Annotated in this window: 14 protein-coding genes; 4 read left to right on the top strand and 10 right to left on the bottom strand. The window is 71.6% G+C overall.

Going from position 1 to position 17,745, the window contains the following annotated elements; genetic code table 11:
- Positions 1-129: 129 nt before the first annotated feature.
- From UG56_RS26825 to UG56_RS26805, 5 genes are read right to left on the bottom strand one after another with little or no spacing between them, the layout of a single operon-like run.
- Positions 130-627 (bottom strand): GNAT family N-acetyltransferase, encoded by a 498-nt coding sequence (locus UG56_RS26825; RefSeq protein WP_052693986.1) that lies wholly within the window; start codon positions 625-627, stop codon positions 130-132.
- Positions 624-2,606, bottom strand: coding sequence for a penicillin acylase family protein (locus UG56_RS26820; protein ID WP_218145299.1), 1,983 nt, complete (start codon positions 2,604-2,606; stop codon positions 624-626). The genes UG56_RS26825 and UG56_RS26820 overlap by 4 nt, the downstream gene beginning before the upstream one ends.
- On the bottom strand, positions 2,606-4,870 hold the full coding sequence (locus UG56_RS26815) for a GNAT family N-acetyltransferase (RefSeq protein ID WP_071327360.1): 2,265 nt from the start codon (positions 4,868-4,870) through the stop codon (positions 2,606-2,608). The genes UG56_RS26820 and UG56_RS26815 overlap by 1 nt, the downstream gene beginning before the upstream one ends.
- The gene (locus UG56_RS26810; protein WP_045551439.1) at positions 4,867-6,204 is read right to left on the bottom strand and encodes a lysine N(6)-hydroxylase/L-ornithine N(5)-oxygenase family protein; all 1,338 of its coding nucleotides are present in this window, start codon (positions 6,202-6,204) and stop codon (positions 4,867-4,869) included. Before UG56_RS26810 ends, UG56_RS26815 begins: the two co-directional genes overlap by 4 nt.
- 17 nt (positions 6,205-6,221) lie before the next feature.
- The gene (locus UG56_RS26805) at positions 6,222-7,673 is read right to left on the bottom strand and encodes a pyridoxal phosphate-dependent decarboxylase family protein (protein ID WP_256206920.1); all 1,452 of its coding nucleotides are present in this window, start codon (positions 7,671-7,673) and stop codon (positions 6,222-6,224) included.
- 104 nt (positions 7,674-7,777) lie between these two features.
- Here UG56_RS26805 and UG56_RS26800 point away from each other — a divergent pair, with 104 nt between their 5' ends.
- Entirely contained in the window at positions 7,778-9,052 is a 1,275-nt protein-coding gene (locus tag UG56_RS26800; RefSeq protein WP_045551437.1) for an MFS transporter, read from the top strand.
- Positions 9,053-9,056: 4 nt separating this feature from the next.
- On the opposite strand, the gene UG56_RS26795 is transcribed toward UG56_RS26800, so the two are convergent.
- Together UG56_RS26795 and UG56_RS26790 are read right to left on the bottom strand one after the other, a co-directional pair.
- Positions 9,057-9,668, bottom strand: coding sequence for a DUF4232 domain-containing protein (locus tag UG56_RS26795; RefSeq protein WP_045551436.1), 612 nt, complete (start codon positions 9,666-9,668; stop codon positions 9,057-9,059).
- A 9-nt stretch (positions 9,669-9,677) separates the two neighbouring features.
- The gene (locus UG56_RS26790; RefSeq protein ID WP_052694142.1) at positions 9,678-10,580 is read right to left on the bottom strand and encodes a CPBP family intramembrane glutamic endopeptidase; all 903 of its coding nucleotides are present in this window, start codon (positions 10,578-10,580) and stop codon (positions 9,678-9,680) included.
- A 142-nt stretch (positions 10,581-10,722) separates the two neighbouring features.
- Between UG56_RS26790 and UG56_RS26785 the strand changes: the two genes are divergently transcribed.
- Together UG56_RS26785 and UG56_RS26780 are read left to right on the top strand one after the other, a co-directional pair.
- A complete protein-coding gene (locus UG56_RS26785; protein WP_177191560.1) occupies positions 10,723-11,952 on the top strand; it encodes a sensor histidine kinase in 1,230 nt (409 codons plus the stop codon).
- Positions 11,949-12,608: a response regulator gene (locus tag UG56_RS26780; RefSeq protein WP_045550764.1), complete on the top strand. Its 660-nt coding sequence runs from the start codon at positions 11,949-11,951 to the stop codon at positions 12,606-12,608. The genes UG56_RS26785 and UG56_RS26780 overlap by 4 nt, the downstream gene beginning before the upstream one ends.
- 5 nt (positions 12,609-12,613) lie before the next feature.
- Here UG56_RS26780 and UG56_RS26775 read toward each other — a convergent pair whose 3' ends face one another.
- The 3 genes from UG56_RS26775 to UG56_RS26765 are packed head-to-tail and all read right to left on the bottom strand — an operon-like array spanning position 12,614 to position 16,547.
- A complete protein-coding gene (locus UG56_RS26775; protein ID WP_045550763.1) occupies positions 12,614-13,231 on the bottom strand; it encodes a response regulator in 618 nt (205 codons plus the stop codon).
- Positions 13,228-14,481, bottom strand: a complete 1,254-nt coding sequence (locus UG56_RS26770) for a sensor histidine kinase (protein WP_256206919.1) — start codon at positions 14,479-14,481, stop codon at positions 13,228-13,230. Before UG56_RS26770 ends, UG56_RS26775 begins: the two co-directional genes overlap by 4 nt.
- A gap of 8 nt (positions 14,482-14,489) precedes the next feature.
- On the bottom strand, positions 14,490-16,547 hold the full coding sequence (locus UG56_RS26765) for an MMPL family transporter (RefSeq protein WP_045550761.1): 2,058 nt from the start codon (positions 16,545-16,547) through the stop codon (positions 14,490-14,492).
- A gap of 181 nt (positions 16,548-16,728) precedes the next feature.
- On the opposite strand from UG56_RS26765, the gene UG56_RS26760 reads away from it, so the two are divergent.
- Positions 16,729-17,685, top strand: coding sequence for an endonuclease/exonuclease/phosphatase family protein (locus UG56_RS26760; RefSeq protein WP_143055219.1), 957 nt, complete (start codon positions 16,729-16,731; stop codon positions 17,683-17,685).
- Positions 17,686-17,745: the final 60 nt, after the last annotated feature.

Here is a 17,745-nt window from a genome sequence, read left to right as displayed (position 1 = left end):
ACACCGTCCTCGAAGTCACCGGCCCCGACCTGGCCGCGTTCTGCGACGCCCGCCTCCCCGAGCAGCACGACGCCTACCGCGCCAAGCTCCGCACCAACCTCAACGAGGTCGCGCAGAAGCTTGCGTGAGTCAGGGCAGGTCGAGGAAGGCGTACTGGGCGACCTTGTGCGGGAGCTCGACGACCGGGCCGCGCTTGAAACCGTAGTCGTCGAGCCTGGCGAGGGAGGCCTCGTTGGTGGCGTCGGGCTCGACGACGATGCGGCGGGCGCCGACCTTGACGATGACCTCCTCGATGAAGAAGTCGAGGACCGTCTCGGTCCGGCCCTGGCGGGCCGGGGTGTCGGCCAGGAAGAGGTGGACGCCGATGTCGCCGGGGCGGCGCTCGTAGAAGGCGCCGAGCTCGTCGATCTCGGGGTCCCAGGTCTGGAACAGGGCGACCGGCTCACCGTCGATCTCGACGATGTACGCCGCCAGGTGCGGTTGCTCCTGCAGCCAGGTGTAGATCTCCTCGATCTCCTCGCGCGGCTTCTCGACCATGCCCCAGAAGCGGGCCCGGTCGTCGTGCAGCCAGCCGTCCAGCAGGTCGATGTCGGCCGACGGCTTCAGGTCGCGGATGGTCAGGGTCATGTCTTCTCCTCGGTGAGCAGGGACCAGTCGGTGACGACGCGTACGGCGCCTCCCTGGGCCCAGGCGTCGTGCTGGTCGGTGTGGTGGGGGCTGTCGGGGGAACCGCTGACACCGAGGGGTACGACCCATCGGCTGTTGTCGCGGTCGGCCAGGTCCCAGGCGTAGCGGGCCACCGATCCCCGGGTGGTCACGGTGGTGCCCGGGATCCAGGCGTTGCTGCGGACCGTGTCCGTGTCACCCGGAAGCGGGGTGGCGGGCGTGGTCCTGGTGTGCGGGAGGTCGAACTGCTCGAGCGTGTGCAGCGGCCAGAACCGGTGGCTCTCCGGCCACGGCGTCGGCTCGCGGCCGGTCACGGCCTTCGCCGCCTCGGCCACCAGCTCGCGCAGGTCCAGGCCGAACGGCTTCTCGGCGGCCAGGATGACGTGCAGTGCACCGGCCACCCGGGCCGGCAGGCTATACCAGGGCTCGTAGAGCGGCCCGTGCTCGGACGGCTCCCGCAGCGGCGCGAGCGCCGGTGCCGCGCAGATCCGGTCGACGACCTCGGCGCGCAGCGCGGCGTACCAGGCAGCGCCCGGCGATCCGTCCATCGCGCCGTCCCACTCGGCGAGTGCCGGCGGCCGTAGATCGGCGGGGACCAGCGCCAGCAGCGGTCCGCCGGCCGTCTGGGTGGTGTCGGCGAGCACCGCCACCGCCCGCTCCGCGTCGAGCGGACCGTTGACGTCGAGAAGCTCGCCGATCCGGTGCGCCCGGAACGGTGGCGCGAACCCGGCCGCGAGCGCGTCGAACCCCGGCATGCACCGGTCGTTGGCGGTCACCAGGGCGCCGCCGGACGATGCCGTACGTCGCGGCAGCGGGTCGACCCAGCCGGTCCACTCCCCCGCCTCGTCACGTGTGGGCACCCGGCCGCCGACCGTGTGGACCACGTCGCCCGCCACGTCGGCGATGACCCAGTTGTTGACCGGCTCGACCCAGTGCGCCACCGCGGCTTCGACGTCGGCGACCGAGCGCGACCGCAGCAGCGGCAGGAGCGCCCCGAAGCCGAGGTCGTCGAGCTCGTGGCCCGGCGTACGCAGCGCCTGGCCCCAGCCCTCCTCCGGATCGTCGAGGACCACCGGCCCGCGATCGGTCTCGAGGACCTCGACCGTGACCGGCTCCTGCCCGCGGACCAGCACCGTCTCGACGCTCCGCCGCACCACGTCACCGCCCGGGCGCAGGTCGACCCGGTAGAGATCCTGGTAGTCGCCCATCGCGTTGGTGATCCCCCACGCGACGGACCCGGCGTGCGCGAAGTGCTGCACGCCGGGGACGCCGGGGAAGGTCATCCCGACCACGTCGAAGGAGTCGTCGGGATCGGTGCAGGTCAGGCGTACCTGGAGGTAGACGTTGGGCGCCTCGAAGACCCGGTGCGGGTCACCGGCCACCAGCGGCAGCCCGGAGCGGGTGCGGCCGCCGCCGACGGCGTACGCGTTGGAGCCGCCGGAGAGTCCCCCGGTCAACCCTTCGGTGCGGAACAGCTCCGCCTCGGGCCCGAGCACCCGCGCCGCCCGGGCGCCGAAGAGCTTCGAGGGGAACGACCCGAAGAGGATCTGCTGCACCCAGAAGACCGCCAGCGGCGTCCACGGCTGCCAGGTCCCCGGCGCCGGGCCCAGCCCGTCCGGCCCGTCGAGCTCAGCGCACGAGGTCTCCGCGAGACCGGCGCGGACGCCGTCGACGTACGCCGTCAGGAACTCCTGCGTCTCCTCGTCGAGGCCCGCATAGGCAGAACGCGCCACCGCCGCGATCCGAGCGCGGCGGGCGACGGTGTCCCACTCCAGCCCGGCCGGGCCGAGCAGCTCGGCGGTGCGGCCCTCGCCGCGCAGCCGCTCGATCTCGAGCTGCCAGGCGCGGTCCCGCGCGGTGGCCCGGCCCTGCAGCCGGGCCACCTCGGCCGGCGAGGCACCCCGGACGTGCGGGATGCCCCACTCATCACGGAACAGCATCATGCGACCGGGTTGGCGACGGGGTTGGCCAACGTGCCCGCGAAGATGAGCGACTCGGCCTGGTCGGTGATGTCGACCATCTGCAGGGTGTTGCGCAGCTGCAGCCGGTTGAGGCACGAGTGCCGGAACCGCGGACGCAGGAAGTCGTAGCGGTCGACCGCCTCGGCCAGCTCGGGGTGGTCGGCGGCATGGTCGACGATGCACGCCCGGGCCTCGGCCCAGAACTCGGTCTCCGGCAGCACGCCCTCATCATCGAGGATCGCGGCGACGTAGCGCAGCACCCCGTCGAAGATGTCGGTGTGCACGGCCAGCGCCTTGACGTCGTCCGGGAAGGAACCGCGGATCCGGGAGACCTCCTCGGGCAGCGGCAGGTCGCCCATCACCGCCACCTCCTCGCCGATGTCCTTCATGAACATCCGCACCGGCACGTGGTCGCGCAGCACCATCACCAGGTTCTCGCCGTGCGGCATGAACGCCAGGTCGTACGCCAGCAGGCAGTGCACCAGCGGCCGCAGGTAGGCGTCGAGGTAGCTGCGCACCCACGCCCGGGCGGGCAGGCCGGAGGCACGGACGAGCTCGGCCGCGTACGAGGCACCGCCGGCGTCGCGGTGGAGCAGCGCCGCCATCGTCGCGCACCGCTCCCCCTCGGCCAGCCGCGGCACCGGCGACTCGCGCCAGAGAGCGGCGATCATCTTCCGGTACGGCGACGGGTTCGGCAGCGCGTGGAAGATGTCGCCGGTCCAGCCGATCGAGGCCAGCTCGCGCAGCACCCCGAAGCCGCGCTCCTTCAGCTCCGCGTCGCTCTCGACCAGGTCGGCGACCCAGTCGTTGATGAGCGGGGTCGCGGCCATGTAGGCCGGCGAGAGGCCACGCATGAAGCCCATGTTCTGGATCGACAGCGCGGTCTTGACGTAGTGCCGCTCCGGACGCGAGGTGTTGAAGTACGTCCGGATCGACTGCTGCGGACGGTGAACGTCCTCCCCCGACCCGACCAGCACGATCCGGCGCGCGGCGACGTCCGCGGCGAAGGTGACCGCCAGCTTGTGGCGCCACTGCCACGGGTGGACGGGCAGGTAGCGGAACCCGGCAGGATCGAGCCCGAGCCCGCGCAGCTTCGCCGCGAACCGGGCCAGCGTGGCCTCGCCGAGCTCGGCCGCGTAGAGACGGTCCTCGTCCTCGCCGCGCCCCAGGGCCAGGTGGGACTGGTCCCGGGAGACGGCGACCCACAGCAGGCTCAGGTCGTTGCTCGTCTCCGGCGCCCAGCGGGCGTGGTCGTCGATGTCGAAGCCGATCCGGCCGTTGTTGGCGACGAAGGCCGGGTGGCCCTCGCTCATCGCGCCCTCGACGCTCTGGTGGTCGGCGTCGACCAGATCGGCCGCGGTCAGCGTCTGGTGCTCGAGCTTCCAGCAGGCCGAGGCGATGGTCGCCGCCAGCTCCTCGAGGTAGGTCGGCAGCAGCGTGTCCGGGATGCCCAGATCGGGGGCGAACTCGGCGACGAACGCCTGCGCGTCGACCTCCTGCTCCTCGCCGCCGATGCGGCGCACGATCGAGTCCGCGTCCACCACCCAGTGGTCGAGCAGAAAACGGCGGGCGGCGAAGGTGTACGTCGAGGACGGCCCCGGCAGCTCCCAGCCCGTGTCGGTGGCCACCGGAGCGAGCATCCGCTCGTGGCTGAACTCCGCGATCGCCTTGGCGACCAGGTGCCGGTGCGCGACCCGCAGGTTCTCCGGGCGCAGATGGGCGGCGGCGTACATCTCACGCGTGCAGACCGAGAGCATCGCGGTCTTCTCGCCGATGCTGATCTCGCGCAGCTCGACGAAGCCGGCCTCGGTGTTCTTGCGGCGGATCGGCTCGTTGCGTACGTCCGGCTCGACCACCACACGACGCACACCCGGGTCCGCGAAGCAGTGCCGCATGACCGCCCGGAAGACCCGGGTCGTGTAGCCGGAGACGGGCTCGCCGGAGGTGGGCGCCACCAGCACGTGCATGCCCAGGTCGCCGGGTGCCAGGTCGGGCACGTGCGTGATCCCGGCGAGCTCGCTGCGCGCGGGGTCGTAGGTCTCGACAAGGAACGCCGGCGCGCCGTCGACCCGGCCGAGCCAGGCGTCGTGGTGCGGGTGGCCGGCGATCCGCTCGTACTCCGCGGCGACGTCCTCCAGCGTGGCGTCCAGCATCATCCAGTACGCCGAGCGCGGGTGGGTCACCCAGGAGTGGACGGTCGCGAGGTGGGCCTCGATCTCGAGCGGTTCGATCGTGATCCTCATCGGCTCTCCTCCATGGGCTGAAGCTTGCTGGGCTGGATCTTGAACCGGTCGGGCACCCCGAACTCCTGGAAGGCGACCCGCTTCTCGACCGGATACGGCTCCCGGCCGAGGATGGCGGCGAGGATCACCGAGCTCCGGTAGGCGCCCATGCCGAGGTCGGGGGCGACGAAGCCGTGGGTGTGCTCCTCACCGTTCTGCACCCAGATCTCGCGGTCGGCGGTGTCGACCGAGAAGGTCGGGCTCGCGGCGTAACGGCCCTGCTCGTCGAGACGAAGACGGTCGCGGACGGGTTCCAGGAAGTCCGGGATCCCGGCGCGGTAGCCGGTCGCCAGGACCAGCGCCTCGGTCGCCATCTCGTAGTCCTCCTCCTGCTCCACGTGGTGCAGCGCGAGGTGGTAGCCGTCCTCGGTGCGGGTCACGCCACGCACCTCGGTGTTGCTGAGCAGCGTGGTCTCGGCGGGAGCGTCGATCGACCGGGTGTAGAGCGCCTCGTGGATCGCGTCGATGGTGTCGCCCGAGATGCCCTTGTAGAGGCTCTGCTGCGACTTCAGCAGCCGGTCGCGCTTCTCCGCCGGGAGCGACTGGAAGTAGGCGGAGTACTCCGGCGAGGTCAGCTCGAGGGTGAGCTTGGTGTACTCCATGGAGAAGAACCGAGGACTGCGCGTCAGCCAGGCCAGCTGGTAGTCGTGGTCGGGCTGAGCTGCCAGCAGGTCGAGGTAGACCTCGGCGGCCGACTGGCCGCTGCCGACCACGGTGATGCTGCTGCGGGAGACGAGCTCGTCGCGACGAGCCAGGTACTCCGAGCTGTGCAGCGCCGGCCCGTCGGCCGCCACGGCCTCGGCCGCGCACTCGGGGACCCGCGGGCTCGTGCCGGTCCCGAGCACCAGCCGCCTGGTCCGATGCCTCTGCGTTCGATCGCCTTGGCCGGAGGTGGTGGTGACGACGTACGTCTCGCCGTCGTGCTCCACGGAGGTGACCTGCTGGCCGAAGCGGACGGAGCCGAGCAGGGAGGCGACCCACTGGCAGTACTGGTTGTACTCACGCCGGTGGGGCAGGAAGTTCTCCCGGATGTAGAACGGGTAGATCCGGCCGGTCTGCTTGAGGAAGTTGAGGAAGCTGAATCGCGAGGTCGGGTCGGCCATCGTCACCAGGTCGGCGAGGAACGGCACCTGCAGGGTCGCCTCGTCGAGCATCATCCCCGGGTGCCAGTCGAACCGGTCGCGGCCCTCGAGGAACAGGCAGTCGACCTCGTCGATCGGGTCGGCGAGGGCGGCCAGGCCGAGGTTGAACGGGCCGAGCCCGATGCCGATCAGGTCATGACAGTGCGTTGACATGCTGGGAGTAGGCGTGGTCATCGGACGACCTCCGGGACGGCCCGGCCCAAGGAGGCGCCCAGCGTGCGGACCTGCTCGATGATGTCGAGCACGTCCGAGACGGTGGCCTTGGGATTGAGCAGGGTGAGCTTGAGGAACTGACGGCCGTCGACCTTCGTGGCGGCGACGACACCCCGGCCGCCACTCCACATCTCGGCGCGGATGCGGCGGTTGAGGTCGCCCACGGCTTCCTCGTCCAGGTGCGGGTCGACGTAGCGGAAGACGACCGTGGAGAGCTGAGACGGCGTGATCACCTCGATGTCGGGCTGCACGCTGAGGAGGTCGTAGACCTCGCGGGCGACGTCGATCACCGTCTCCAGGTAGGCGCCGATCTGGTCGGCACCCATCGTGCGCAGGGTCAGCCACAGCTTGAGCGCGTCGAAGCGCCGCGTGGTCTGCAGGGACTTATCGACCTGGTTCGGACTCGTAGACTCCCGCGGGTTGAGGTAGTCGGCGTACCACGAGGCGTGCTGCATCGTCGCCAGGTCGCGGACCAGGAGCGCGCTGGAGGAGACCGGCTGGAACCAGGTCTTGTGGAAGTCGATCGTGATCGAGTTCGACCGCTCGATGCCGTCGAGCAGGTGACGGTACTTCGGCGAGGCGAGGAGCCCACCGCCGTACGCCGCGTCGACATGGAACCAGACGTTGAAGTCCTGGCAGGCGTCGGCGATGGCGTGGAGCGGGTCGATGACGCCGAAGTCGGTGGTGCCCGCGGTGGCCACGACCGCGGCCGGAACGAGACCGTCGACGACGCACTCGTCGAGCGCCTCGCGCAGCGCGGCCACGTCCATCCGGTGCTCGGCATCGGTCGGGATCGCGATGGCGGCCGCGTCGCCCATGCCGAGCAGCCGGGCCGACTTGGCGATCGAGAAGTGGCTGTCAGCAGAGGTCAGGAAGCGCAGCCGGTCCAGAGGTACGCCGCGGCGCTCCGCCTCACCGCGGGCCAGGAGCAGCGCCTGCAGGTTGGACTGGCTGCCGCCGGAGGTGAAGACGCCGTCGCGGGTCGCCTCCGGGTAACCGGCGCGGGCCGCGGTCCAGTCGATGAGGCGACGCTCCATGAACGTGCCGCCCACGGACTGGTCGAAGGTGTCCATCGAGGTGTTGACCGCCGCGATCAGCAGCTCCCCGACGAGCGAGGGGATCACGACCGGGCAGTTCAGGTGAGCGGCGTAGGACGGGTCGTGGAACCACACCGCGTCCTGCAGCCACAGCCGGCTGACCTCGGCGAGCGCCGCGGAGCCGTCGACGAGCGGGCTGTCCAGGTCGATCTCGGCGACCGGCGCGGCGGCCGTGGCCGGCGAGATCCCGGTCGTGGGGCCTTCGAGCGTGGCGAGCTGATCGACGAGCAGTCTGATTGCTTCGGTGATGCCGCTGGTGTACTCACGAGCATTGTCGGGGTGGAACAGATGCTCCAAGTGCGATGCGCTCACTGGTCTCCTTCGACACGGGGGGATTAGGTTAGGCGAACCTAAGTGAGGCTACCCTAAACTCATTCCCGCCAGACAGGTGGGCCAGAGAGAGGACGATCACACCCGTGCCGCACTCCCCCACCCAGCCCACCCACGCCTCGCAGCCCGCCCGCGTGCTCATCGGGTTCGCCTTCGCCTCCCTCGGCAACGGACTCACCCTGCCGTTCCTCTACGTCTACATGGCCCAGGTCCAGGACCTCGGGTCGTCGACAGCGGGCTGGATGTTCGCCTGGATGGGCCTGGTCGGCCTGCTCGCCGCCCCCGGGATCGGCGCGCTCCTGGACCGCTTCGGACCTCGGGCCGTCCTGGTCGCCGCGCTGGCCGTGGAGTCGATCTCGATCGGGTCTCTCGGCTTCGTGGACGGCACCGTGCCGACGATGACGGTGCTCGCCGGTGTGGTCGTGGGCGCCTCTCCGCTCTGGCCCGGCACGACCACGCTGCTGGCCGGGATGGTGCCCGCCGCGGACCGCGAGCGGGCCTACGGCTTCGCGTTCCTGGGGCTGAACGTGGGCATCGGGCTGGGTGGTCTGGTCAGCGCGTTCCTCGTCGACGTGTCCCGTCCCGAGACGTTCCAGGTGCTCTACCTGTGCGACGCCGTCGCCTATCTGGCCTACGCCGCGGTGCTGCTGCTCCTGGTCCGCTCCCCCGCCCGCCCCGCGGACGACGAGGCCGACGACGCGAGCGCCGGCTCCTGGGGCGAGGTGCTGCGGGACCGCCGGGCGGTGGCCCTGGTCGGCTGCGGCGTGCTCGCGGTGACCTTCGGCTACGGACAGCTCGAGGCCGGCGCGACCGCCTACGCGGTGGACGTGGCCGAGGTACCGGCGACCGCCCTCGGCTGGGCCTTCGCCGCCAACGCCGCCGTGATCGTGTGCGGACAGGTCGTCCTGCTGCGGCTCACGTCCGGGTGGCGGCGTACGACCGCGCTGGCGTGCGCCGTGCTGACCTGGTCCCTCGCCTGGAGCGTGCTGGCGGCCGCGGACCTGATGCCCGTCGCCGGCGCGGTGGCCGCCGTCGTGATCGGCCTGGCGATCTTCGGCCTCGGCGAGACATTGTGGGCGCCGATCGTGACCGGGCTGGCGAACACCATCGCCCCCGACCACCTGCGCGGCCGTTACAACGCCTCGCTCGGGCTCACCCTGACCCTCGGCCAGATCCTCGGACCGGCCCTGGCCGGCTCCCTCATCGGCAGCGGCCTCGGCCACCTGTGGGCGTTCGTCGTCATCGGCGGCACCCTCACCGCCGGCCTGGTGCTGACCCGTCTCCGCTTCCTGCTCACCGCGGCGGAGGACGGTGCCCCGGAGGCCGAAGCCTCCGAGGCGCCGCTCGCCGAACGGATCTGACCGATCAACTGGTGAACGGCACCGCCTTCGCGGGATCGGTGTGCCAGTTCGTGCCGATCGGTTGGTCGACCTCCGCGGTGCTCGGCAGCTTCAGGGAGACCGGGTCCATGTCGCCCTCGTGCGCGGAGACGATGATCTCGTCGAACTGCACGCCGCCGTCCTGCGGGCCGCTGTTCGGGTTGACCCCGGCGTACGCCTTGGTGGAGCCGGTCATCGTGATCGGCTCGCCCTCGGCCTGCTCGCTCGGCATCACGTCGCCGGAGACGGCCGAGCCGAAGCCGGCCTCGATCGTCCTGCCCTCGAGGGTGCAGGTCACGCCGGGCTTCGCGGTCGCCGTGACCAGGTAGTAGCCGCCCGCCTGGGACTCCTCGGTGACCGTGAAGGAGAGGTCGCCGGTGGCGCAGACCTTCCCGGCCCCCTCCGACTCGGTCGGCTCGGTCGGCTCGGCCGTGGGCGTCGTCGTCGGGGTTGCGGACTGGCTCTCCGCGGACGGGCTGGGGCTGCTCGGCGCGCCCGCGCCGTCGGCGGTCTCGGAGGAGCATCCCGTGGCCGCGAGGGCGAGGAGCGAGGTGGCGAGGACGAGCGGCGCGGCACTGCGCCGGATACGGAGAGGCACCTGCTGAATCTATACAGACCGAGCCGATTCCTTTACGTATCCCAGCCGCCCGCGCGTCGCGACCACGAGGAGCGCCGCAACGACGCCCGACCCGACCAGCAGCGCGAGCTGGAACTGGTCGGCGTCGACGTCGGGGAAGACCTCGGCGAAGGCCACCGACGCGAAGTTGTTGACGCTGACGTGCAGGAGCATCGCCAGCGGCAGGCTCTGCCCCGTGCGGTTGAAGACCCAGGTCATCACGATGCCGAAGGTGAAGCAGAAGCCCGCGAAGACGAGCGGCGCGAACCAGCTCACCTCCGGCCAGCCGCCCCAATCGGTCAGGAAGAGCGGCATGTGCCACAGCGCCCAGATCGGACCGAGCACGAACGCGGAGCCGAGCGGTCCGACGCGGCGCTGCAGCCGGGGCAGGGCGAAGTCGCGCCAGCCCGGCTCCTCGGCGAGACCGGTGGTGATCATCTGCATGATCAGCCCCGGGACGTACGCCACCGCCACGATCAGCCACGCCTGCGACGGTGTCGCCATCTGGTGACCGGTGGCCTGGAGCGAGACGATGATCGCGGCCGGCACGCCGATCAGGATGCCGGCGTACCAGCGCCAGCTCGCCCGCCAGCGCCACATCCCGCGGACCCAGGCCCGCAGCCCGGCCCGTCCGCCGACGATCCCGGTGACCAGCGCGGCGCTGCCGATCGGGCCGAGGTACGCACCCGGCAGCATCCCGAGCAGCTGGCCACCGATCACTCCGCCGGGGAAGGTGAGGTCCCAGAGGCCGAGGCCGCTGTCGGACAGGACGTAGGGGGTCCAGGCCAGCCAGCTCGCGGCGAGGGCGAGCACGAAGAAGGTGGAGAGCTGGTGGCGGCGTACGAATGCTCGCAGGCCTTGGTCCGGCTGGATCACCGGCTGGGTCATGGTCATGGTGGTTCCTCTCGGCTGGGGTCGATTGCTGACCCGAACCTAGGAACGGGGCCGGTCGGGCCGCGCCGGGCAAAAGGGCGAACCTTCGGACTTGCATCGAAAGATGCTGGTGACCGGGACCGGTTGCGTCAAGGATGAGGGCGTGAACGAGGAGATGACCCGGATGGTGCCGCGACTGCTCCCACCCGTGGTGGTCTGGCTGCTCACCACGGTGCTGCTCGTGGTGGCGCCGGGGCTCGACGCCGCCGACTCCTCGGTCGCCGGGACCCCGGCTCTCGGCAGCGGCGCCTGGTGGGTCGCGTTCGTGGTGCTCACCGCTCAGGCCGTGGTGCTCGCCGAACGGCGCGCCCGGCCGTTGCCGGTGCTGCTGATCGTGGCCGCTGCCTCGGTCGTGCTGGGGCTCGGCGGCGCGGGCGACGTCACCAGCCTTTCTGCGGCGGCCGTGCTCGTCGCGGTGTGGTCGGCGGTGACCGCGGCGCCGCTCCCCCGCCGGGCGCGGGCTCTCGCCGGGGCCCTGACCGGCGCCGGGCTGCTGGTCGCGGCCGGCACCGCCCTGAGCCAGACGAACATCGGGCTCCCTGCCGGCACCGCGGTCCTCGCCGGTCTCGTCCAGGGCGCGGGCGTGATCGTCCTGCCGGCACTCCTCGCCGCCACGGTGAGGGCGCGACGCGACGCCCGGGAGGCCCGCAGCGACCTGGCTCGCGCCGTCGACCGCGAGCAGTCCGCCCACATCGCCGCGGCGATCGCGGAGGAACGTACGGCGATGGCCCGCGAGCTCCACGACATCGCCGCCCACCACCTGACCGGGATCGCGGTGATGACCGGCGCGGTCGAGCGGCAGATCGACATCGACCCGGCGGGTGCCAAGGAGTCCGTACGCCAGGTCCGAACCCAGAGCACCGCGATGCTGCGCGAGCTGCGCGGCCTGGTCACCCTCCTGCGCAGTCCCGGGCAGGCCGCGGAGGCGAGCGGGCAGGAGCGGCTGTCCCACCTGCCCTCGCTCGTCGAGGATGCCCGTCGCGCCGGGCTCGAGGTGTCGTTCGCGACCCTGGGTCCCGAGGCGGCGCTCGAGCAGGTCGGCCCGCTCGCGCAGCTCTCCGCCTACCGCACCGTGCAGGAGTGCCTCGCCAACGCCGCCCGGCACGCGCCAGGAGCCCGGTGCGAGCTGGTCGTCGACTCCCGGGGGCCGGACGAGGTGGTGGTGACGGTGCGCAACGGGCCGCCACGCACCACGCCGCCTGACAGACCACCGAAGCGGCACGGGCTCGGCCTCGTCGGTATGCAGGAGCGCGCCGACCTGACCGGCTCGATCCTCGAGGCCGGCCCGACTGCCGAGGGCGGCTGGCAGGCCCTGCTGAGGATCCCCGGATGATCCGGGTCGCGGTCGCCGACGACCAGCCGCTGGTGCGCGCCGGGCTGCGTACGCTGCTTCAGACCGAGCCCGACATCGAGGTCGTCGCGGTGGCCGAGGACGGTGCGGAGGCCGTGGAACAGGCGCGAGCACTGCGGCCCGACGTGGTCTGCATGGACATCCGGATGCCCGGCCGCGACGGGATCAGCGCCACCCGCGAGCTCTGCGGCCCCGACGTCGCCGACCCGATCCCGGTGCTCGTGCTGACCACCTTCGACATCGACGACTACGTCTTCGGCGCCCTCGAGGCCGGTGCCTCCGGCTTCCTGCTCAAGGACGCCGACCCCGACGCCATCGTCGCCGCGGTCCGCTCCGTCGCCGCCGGCCACGGCACCCTCGACACCTCGCTCACCCGACGCGTCCTGCGTGAGGTCGTCACCCGGCGGCGTACGCAGCCCGTGACCGCCGCGCGCGGCAGCGAGCTGCTCACCACCCGTGAGCTCGACATCCTCCTCCGTCTCGCCGAGGGCATGTCCAACGAAGAGATCGCCCAGGCTCTCGTCCTGGAGGTCTCCGCGGTGAAGTCCCACCTGGCCCGGATGATGCCCAAGCTCGGTGTGAAGTCCCGCCTCCAGGCCGCCGTGTGGGCCTACCAGTCGGGGCTCATCGAGCGCTGAGCCGGTCAGATCAGGCCGGTCTCCTGCGCGACATGGATGGCGCGGGAGCGGCTGTCGACGTCGAGCTTGGTGAAGATGTGGGCGAGGTGGCTCTTCACGGTGGCCTCGGTGACGAAGAGCGTGCGCGCGATCTCCCGGTTGGTGGAGCCGCGCGCCAGGTGGCGCAGCACCTCGATCTCGCGCTCGGTGAGCCGCGGCAGCGGGCTGCGCATGCCCTTGAGCACCCGTGCGGCCAGGTCCGGGGCGAGCACCATGTCGCCGCCGGCGGCACGCCGGATGCCTTCGACGATGACCTCGGGGTCGACGTCCTTGAGGAGGTAGCCGGCGGCGCCGGCCTCGATCGCGCCGAGCACCTCGGCGTCGCGGTCGAAGGTGGTCAGGATGAGCACGGCCGGAGCCGGCTCGAGGGCGCGCAACGCGGCCGTGGTGCGGATGCCGTCGATCCCGCTGCCGAGGCGCAGGTCGCACAGCACGACGTCAGGGCGCAGCGCACCGGCGAGCGTGATCGCCTCCTCCCCGGTAGCGGCCTCCCCGATCACCCGCAGCGCGTCGCCGGCGTCGATGACGGCGCGCAGCCCGCTGCGTACGACCGGGTGGTCGTCGACGAGGAGCACCGTCGTCATCGTGATCCCTCCTCGACGTGGATCGGGAGGTGCGCGGAGATCGCGGTGCCCTCGCCCGGCGTGCTCTCCACGTCGAGGCCACCGCCGAGCTCGCGGAGCCGGGTCCGCATGAACCGCAGGCCGTAGCTGGAGGATCCCGCACCGGCGTCCCGCTCCCAGGCGGCGACGTCGAAGCCGGCGCCGTCGTCGCTGATGTCCATGCGTACGGCGTCCTGGTCGTCGGTCAGCGTGACCACGACCCGGGTGGCGTCGGCGTGCAGACGTACGTTGGACAGCGCCGACTGGGCGGTGCGGAGCAGCGCGACCTCGACCTCGGTACGCAGCAGCGGGAGCGTGTCGTCGACATGGAGCTCGACGACCAGTCCGGCCTCCTCGTGGGCGCGGTCGAGCATCCGCCGCAGCGCCGAGGCCAGCGCGGCGTCCTCCAGCTCGGCCGGTGCCAGCGCCGCGACGATCCGGCGTACGTCGGCGAGGCTGTCCCCGGCGAGCGCCTCGACCTGCGCGAACGTGCGCGAGGACTCCGCGTCCGTGGTGCGGCCGGCTCCGGCGTGGGTCAGCAGCCGGATCGAGGAGAGCGCCTGGGCGACGGTGTCGTGGATGTCGCGGGAGATCCGGGTGCGCTCGGCGATCGCGCCGGAGTGCCACTGCGCGAGCGCGAGCTCGTCCTGCAGCTCCGCCATCTCCCGCTGCGCGGCCTGCAGGGAGGTCACCAGCCGTTCGCGCTCGGCGCCGTCACGGAGCAGCTGCAGATAGCCGCGCGAGATGCCGAACGCGAAGACGCCGCCGATGAACGGCCCGACGACGTCCGCATAGCTGGTCGAGCCGTGATGCAGGATCGGGGCGACCACCACGACCACGAGGATGACGGCCGAGAAGGCCAGCCCCCACCGCAGCGGCAGCAGGTGCCCGGCGAGCAGCCACAGCAGGAACGCGAGCCAGACGAACTCGGCCGAGATCGCGACGGCCGCGACCCAGATCGCGGCGAAGCCGACCAGCCACCACGCCGGGAGCATTCGCGAGCGCGCCCTGGACGGCAGGACCGTGCCGGCCGTGTGCCACAGCAGGATCGCGAGTCCCGCGAGGATCGCCACGGGCAGCGCCACTCCGTCACCGGCCGCTCGGCTGACGCCGATCGCGGTCAGGATGACGGCGATGGCGTGCTGCCCGATCTCCATCGCCCGCACCGTCAGCCCGGTCGGCGTCGACTCCGAGGAGCCTGACCGCCGCAGCGGCACGTGTACGACACTCACGGTTGCGATTATCCCCCGAGGTTCTGCCGTCGGCCCGGCCACCAGATCCGGTCGCCGACCAGGCTGAAGATCGCCGGCACGATCACCGTACGCACCACCAGCGTGTCCACGACGACGCCCACCCCGACGATCAGGCCCAGCTGCCCGAGCGTGACGAGCGGGAGCACCCCGAGCGCGGCGAAGACGGCGGCGAGCACGATGCCCGCGCTGGTGATGACGTTGCCGGTGTGGGCGACCGCCTCGACCATGCCGGCCCTGGTGCCGAGCCGGGCGGCGTCCGCGCGTGCCCGGTGGACGAGGAAGATCGTGTAGTCGATCCCGAGCGCGACCAGGAACAGGAAGGCCAGGATCGGCACCTGCAGGTCGAGCGCCTGCTGGTCGAAGAGGACCCGGCTCAGCCAGGCGCCCGCGCCGATCGCGGCGACGGCGCTGGTGAGGTTCACCAGGAGCAGCAGCACGGGTGCGACCAGCGAGCGCAGCAGCGCGAGGAGCACCAGGAAGCTCACCACGAGCACCAGCGGTGCGACCAGCAGCAGGTCACGCTCGCTGCCCTCGACCGCGTCCAGCTCGGTGGCGACCGCGCCGCCGACGACTGCGTCCGCGCCCGGGATCGGGTGGACGGCCTCGCGCAGCTCGGTGATCTGGTCGAGGCTGCGCTCGGTGCCCGGCGAGAAGGCGCTGGTCACCGCGATCCTGGTGAGCGATCCGTCCTCGGTCGTGCCGGCCGGGTGGGCGCGTACGACTCCCTCGACCTCCCCCACGACCGTGACCACCTCGTCGGCCGCCACGGTGTCGGCGACGACGTAGATGGGCTGGGCCTCGCCCGCCGGGAAGTGCGCCGAGAGCGTCTCCAGGCCGGCCGCCGACGCCGACTGCACCCGGAACTTCTCGATCTGGTCGAGCCCGACCGAGGTTCCGAACAGCCCCGTGGCCATCACCGCGAGCAGCGCGAGGCCGGCGAGCAGACTCGTCAGCGGGCGCTTCGCGACGCGGGAGGCGACCGTACGCCACATGCGGCCTTGACCGCGGGCACCACCGGGACGAGGGATGAACGGCCAGAACAGCCGCCGACCGCACACCGCGAGGAACGGCGGCAGCACGAAGAGCACCGCGACGACCGCGATCAGGAGACCGATCGCCGCCGGGATCCCGAGCCCACGCGTCATCGGGATCGTGGCGAAGACCAGCGCCAGCAGGGCGAGCACGACCGTCACGTTCGAGGCGACCACCGCGGGGACGGTCCTGCGCCAGGCGCGGCTCAGCGCCGCCCGGTCGTCGTCGGTCGCCTGCAGCTCCTCGCGGTAGCGGGAGATCAGCAGCAGCGCGTAGTTCGTACCGGCACCGAAGACCAGCACGCTGATGATCCCGGCGTCGAACTCGAGGCCCCACAGGGCACCCGCCGCGGCGGTGACCCGGGCGGCGAGGCCATCGGCGAGCGCGACCACGATCAGCGGGACCAGCCACAGCACCGGCGAGCGGTAGGTGATGATCAGCAGGAGCGCGACGATCCCGATCGTCACCAGCAGCAGCGTGACGTCCGCGCCGTCGAAGGCGGAGGCCATGTCGGCACCGAACGCCGGCCCACCGGTCACCTCGAGCCTGATCCCGTCGGGGGCCTGCGCGGCGATCGCGGTACGCAGCGCCTCGATCGCCGCGGCGGTCTCGGCGTTGTCGGCACCGACCGTGATCGGGGCCGACAGGACCGCCGCCCTCCCGTCCGCACTGACCACGGGCTCACCCGCCCCGGCCGCCTCCCCCACCGGGCGGAGACCCTCGAGGTCGCTCGCTGACAGCTCGCCGCCGCCCTCACGCGTCGCGACGACGATCGCGGACCGACGGTCCGCGCCGGGGAACTCCTCGAGCAGCTCGCTCACCTGCGTCGACTCCGACCCCACCGGCGCCTGCCCCGACCGCTCCGGGGCGTCCACACCGCCGAGGAACCCGAAGAGCACGCCCATCACGACCACCGCGAGCACGAGCGCCGCCCACGCTCCCCGCCGTGAGGTCAACCTGTCAGCGAAGTGCGGACGGGCGACCGACCGCGTACGAACCAGAGAATCTGCCATACCGAGAACTCCACCAGTCGCGGCGCCGCCGATCATCGCGAGCAAGACTGAGGCAAGGATCAACCAAAAGGCTGATGCCGAACCCCACGCCCCACGGGGACGAGGGAGGATCTCAAGTCCCTCTCACAAACGTGCGACACACTCACCGGGTTCTGCAACCCGTTCGAGGAGTCATGTGACCGTGAGAGAGACCGGGAGCGCCCGGCGCCCCATCAGCAGGAGCCGGATGCTCGTGTCGAGGCTCGTCTGCTGCGTTGCTGCAGGGTTCCTCGTGGTCTTCGTCGCCACCCCGGTCATCCCGGGACCTCCGGGCCTCGTCCTTGCTTCGCTGCGACCGTGGTCCTTGGCGGTCGCGCTCGTCCTCCTCGCGATGGCAGGTGCGGCCCGGACACGCACCGCGTTCGTCGCCGGCGGTTGTGTCACGTTGCTGTGGGTCAGTGCCTACCTACCCGCGTTGGTTCCCGAGGGCGACGACGTCGACCCGTCCTGCGACACGTTCAGCGTGCTCAGCCAGAACGTCGCCACCAGCGCCGCCGCTGCCGGGGCGACGGCAGCGGCGGCGCGTCAGGAAGGCGCCGACATCGTCGCGATGCAGGAGCTCGACGGTTCCTCACGGGCCGCAGCCGCAGAAGCCCTGCGCGAGGAGTACGGCGACTACATGGGTGTGGGGACGGTGGGGTTCTGGAGCCGTCACCCTGTGCGGGCCGTCCAAGCGCTCGATCTCGGGCTCGGATGGGACCGAGCGATCTCCGCAGAGGTCGATACCCCTGCCGGAACCATCGGTCTCTACGTCGTGCACGTCGCCTCGGTCAGGTTGGGAAACCAGGCCCAGCGTGACCGGATGCTCGCCGAGCTCGCACGCACGGTCTCGCAGAGCCCACACGAACGGATCCTGATCGTCGGCGACTTCAATGCCGGGTCCGACGACAGGTCTCTGGCCGCGCTGAAGGCTGAGTTCAGCGAGCCGAACCAGGCTTCGGGAGGATTCGGCTTCACCTGGCCGGCCACGTTTCCCGCGATCCGGCTCGACCACGTCTTCCAACGCGGTCTCGACGTCGCCTCCTCGACCGTCCTCGCACGCAACGAGAGCGACCACCTGCCGAACCTGGTCACCCTGCGGAGCTCCTGCTCGGGCTAGCGGGACGCTCCGCCCAAGACATACGTCTCGGACGGAGCGTCCAGCCCGCGTCGCCCCCCC

This window comes from Nocardioides luteus (assembly GCF_000960475.2).
Lineage (GTDB): Bacteria > Actinomycetota > Actinomycetes > Propionibacteriales > Nocardioidaceae > Nocardioides > Nocardioides luteus_A.
The sequence above is the reverse complement of the archived record's forward strand: the minus strand, read 5'-3'. Positions and strand labels throughout refer to the sequence as shown.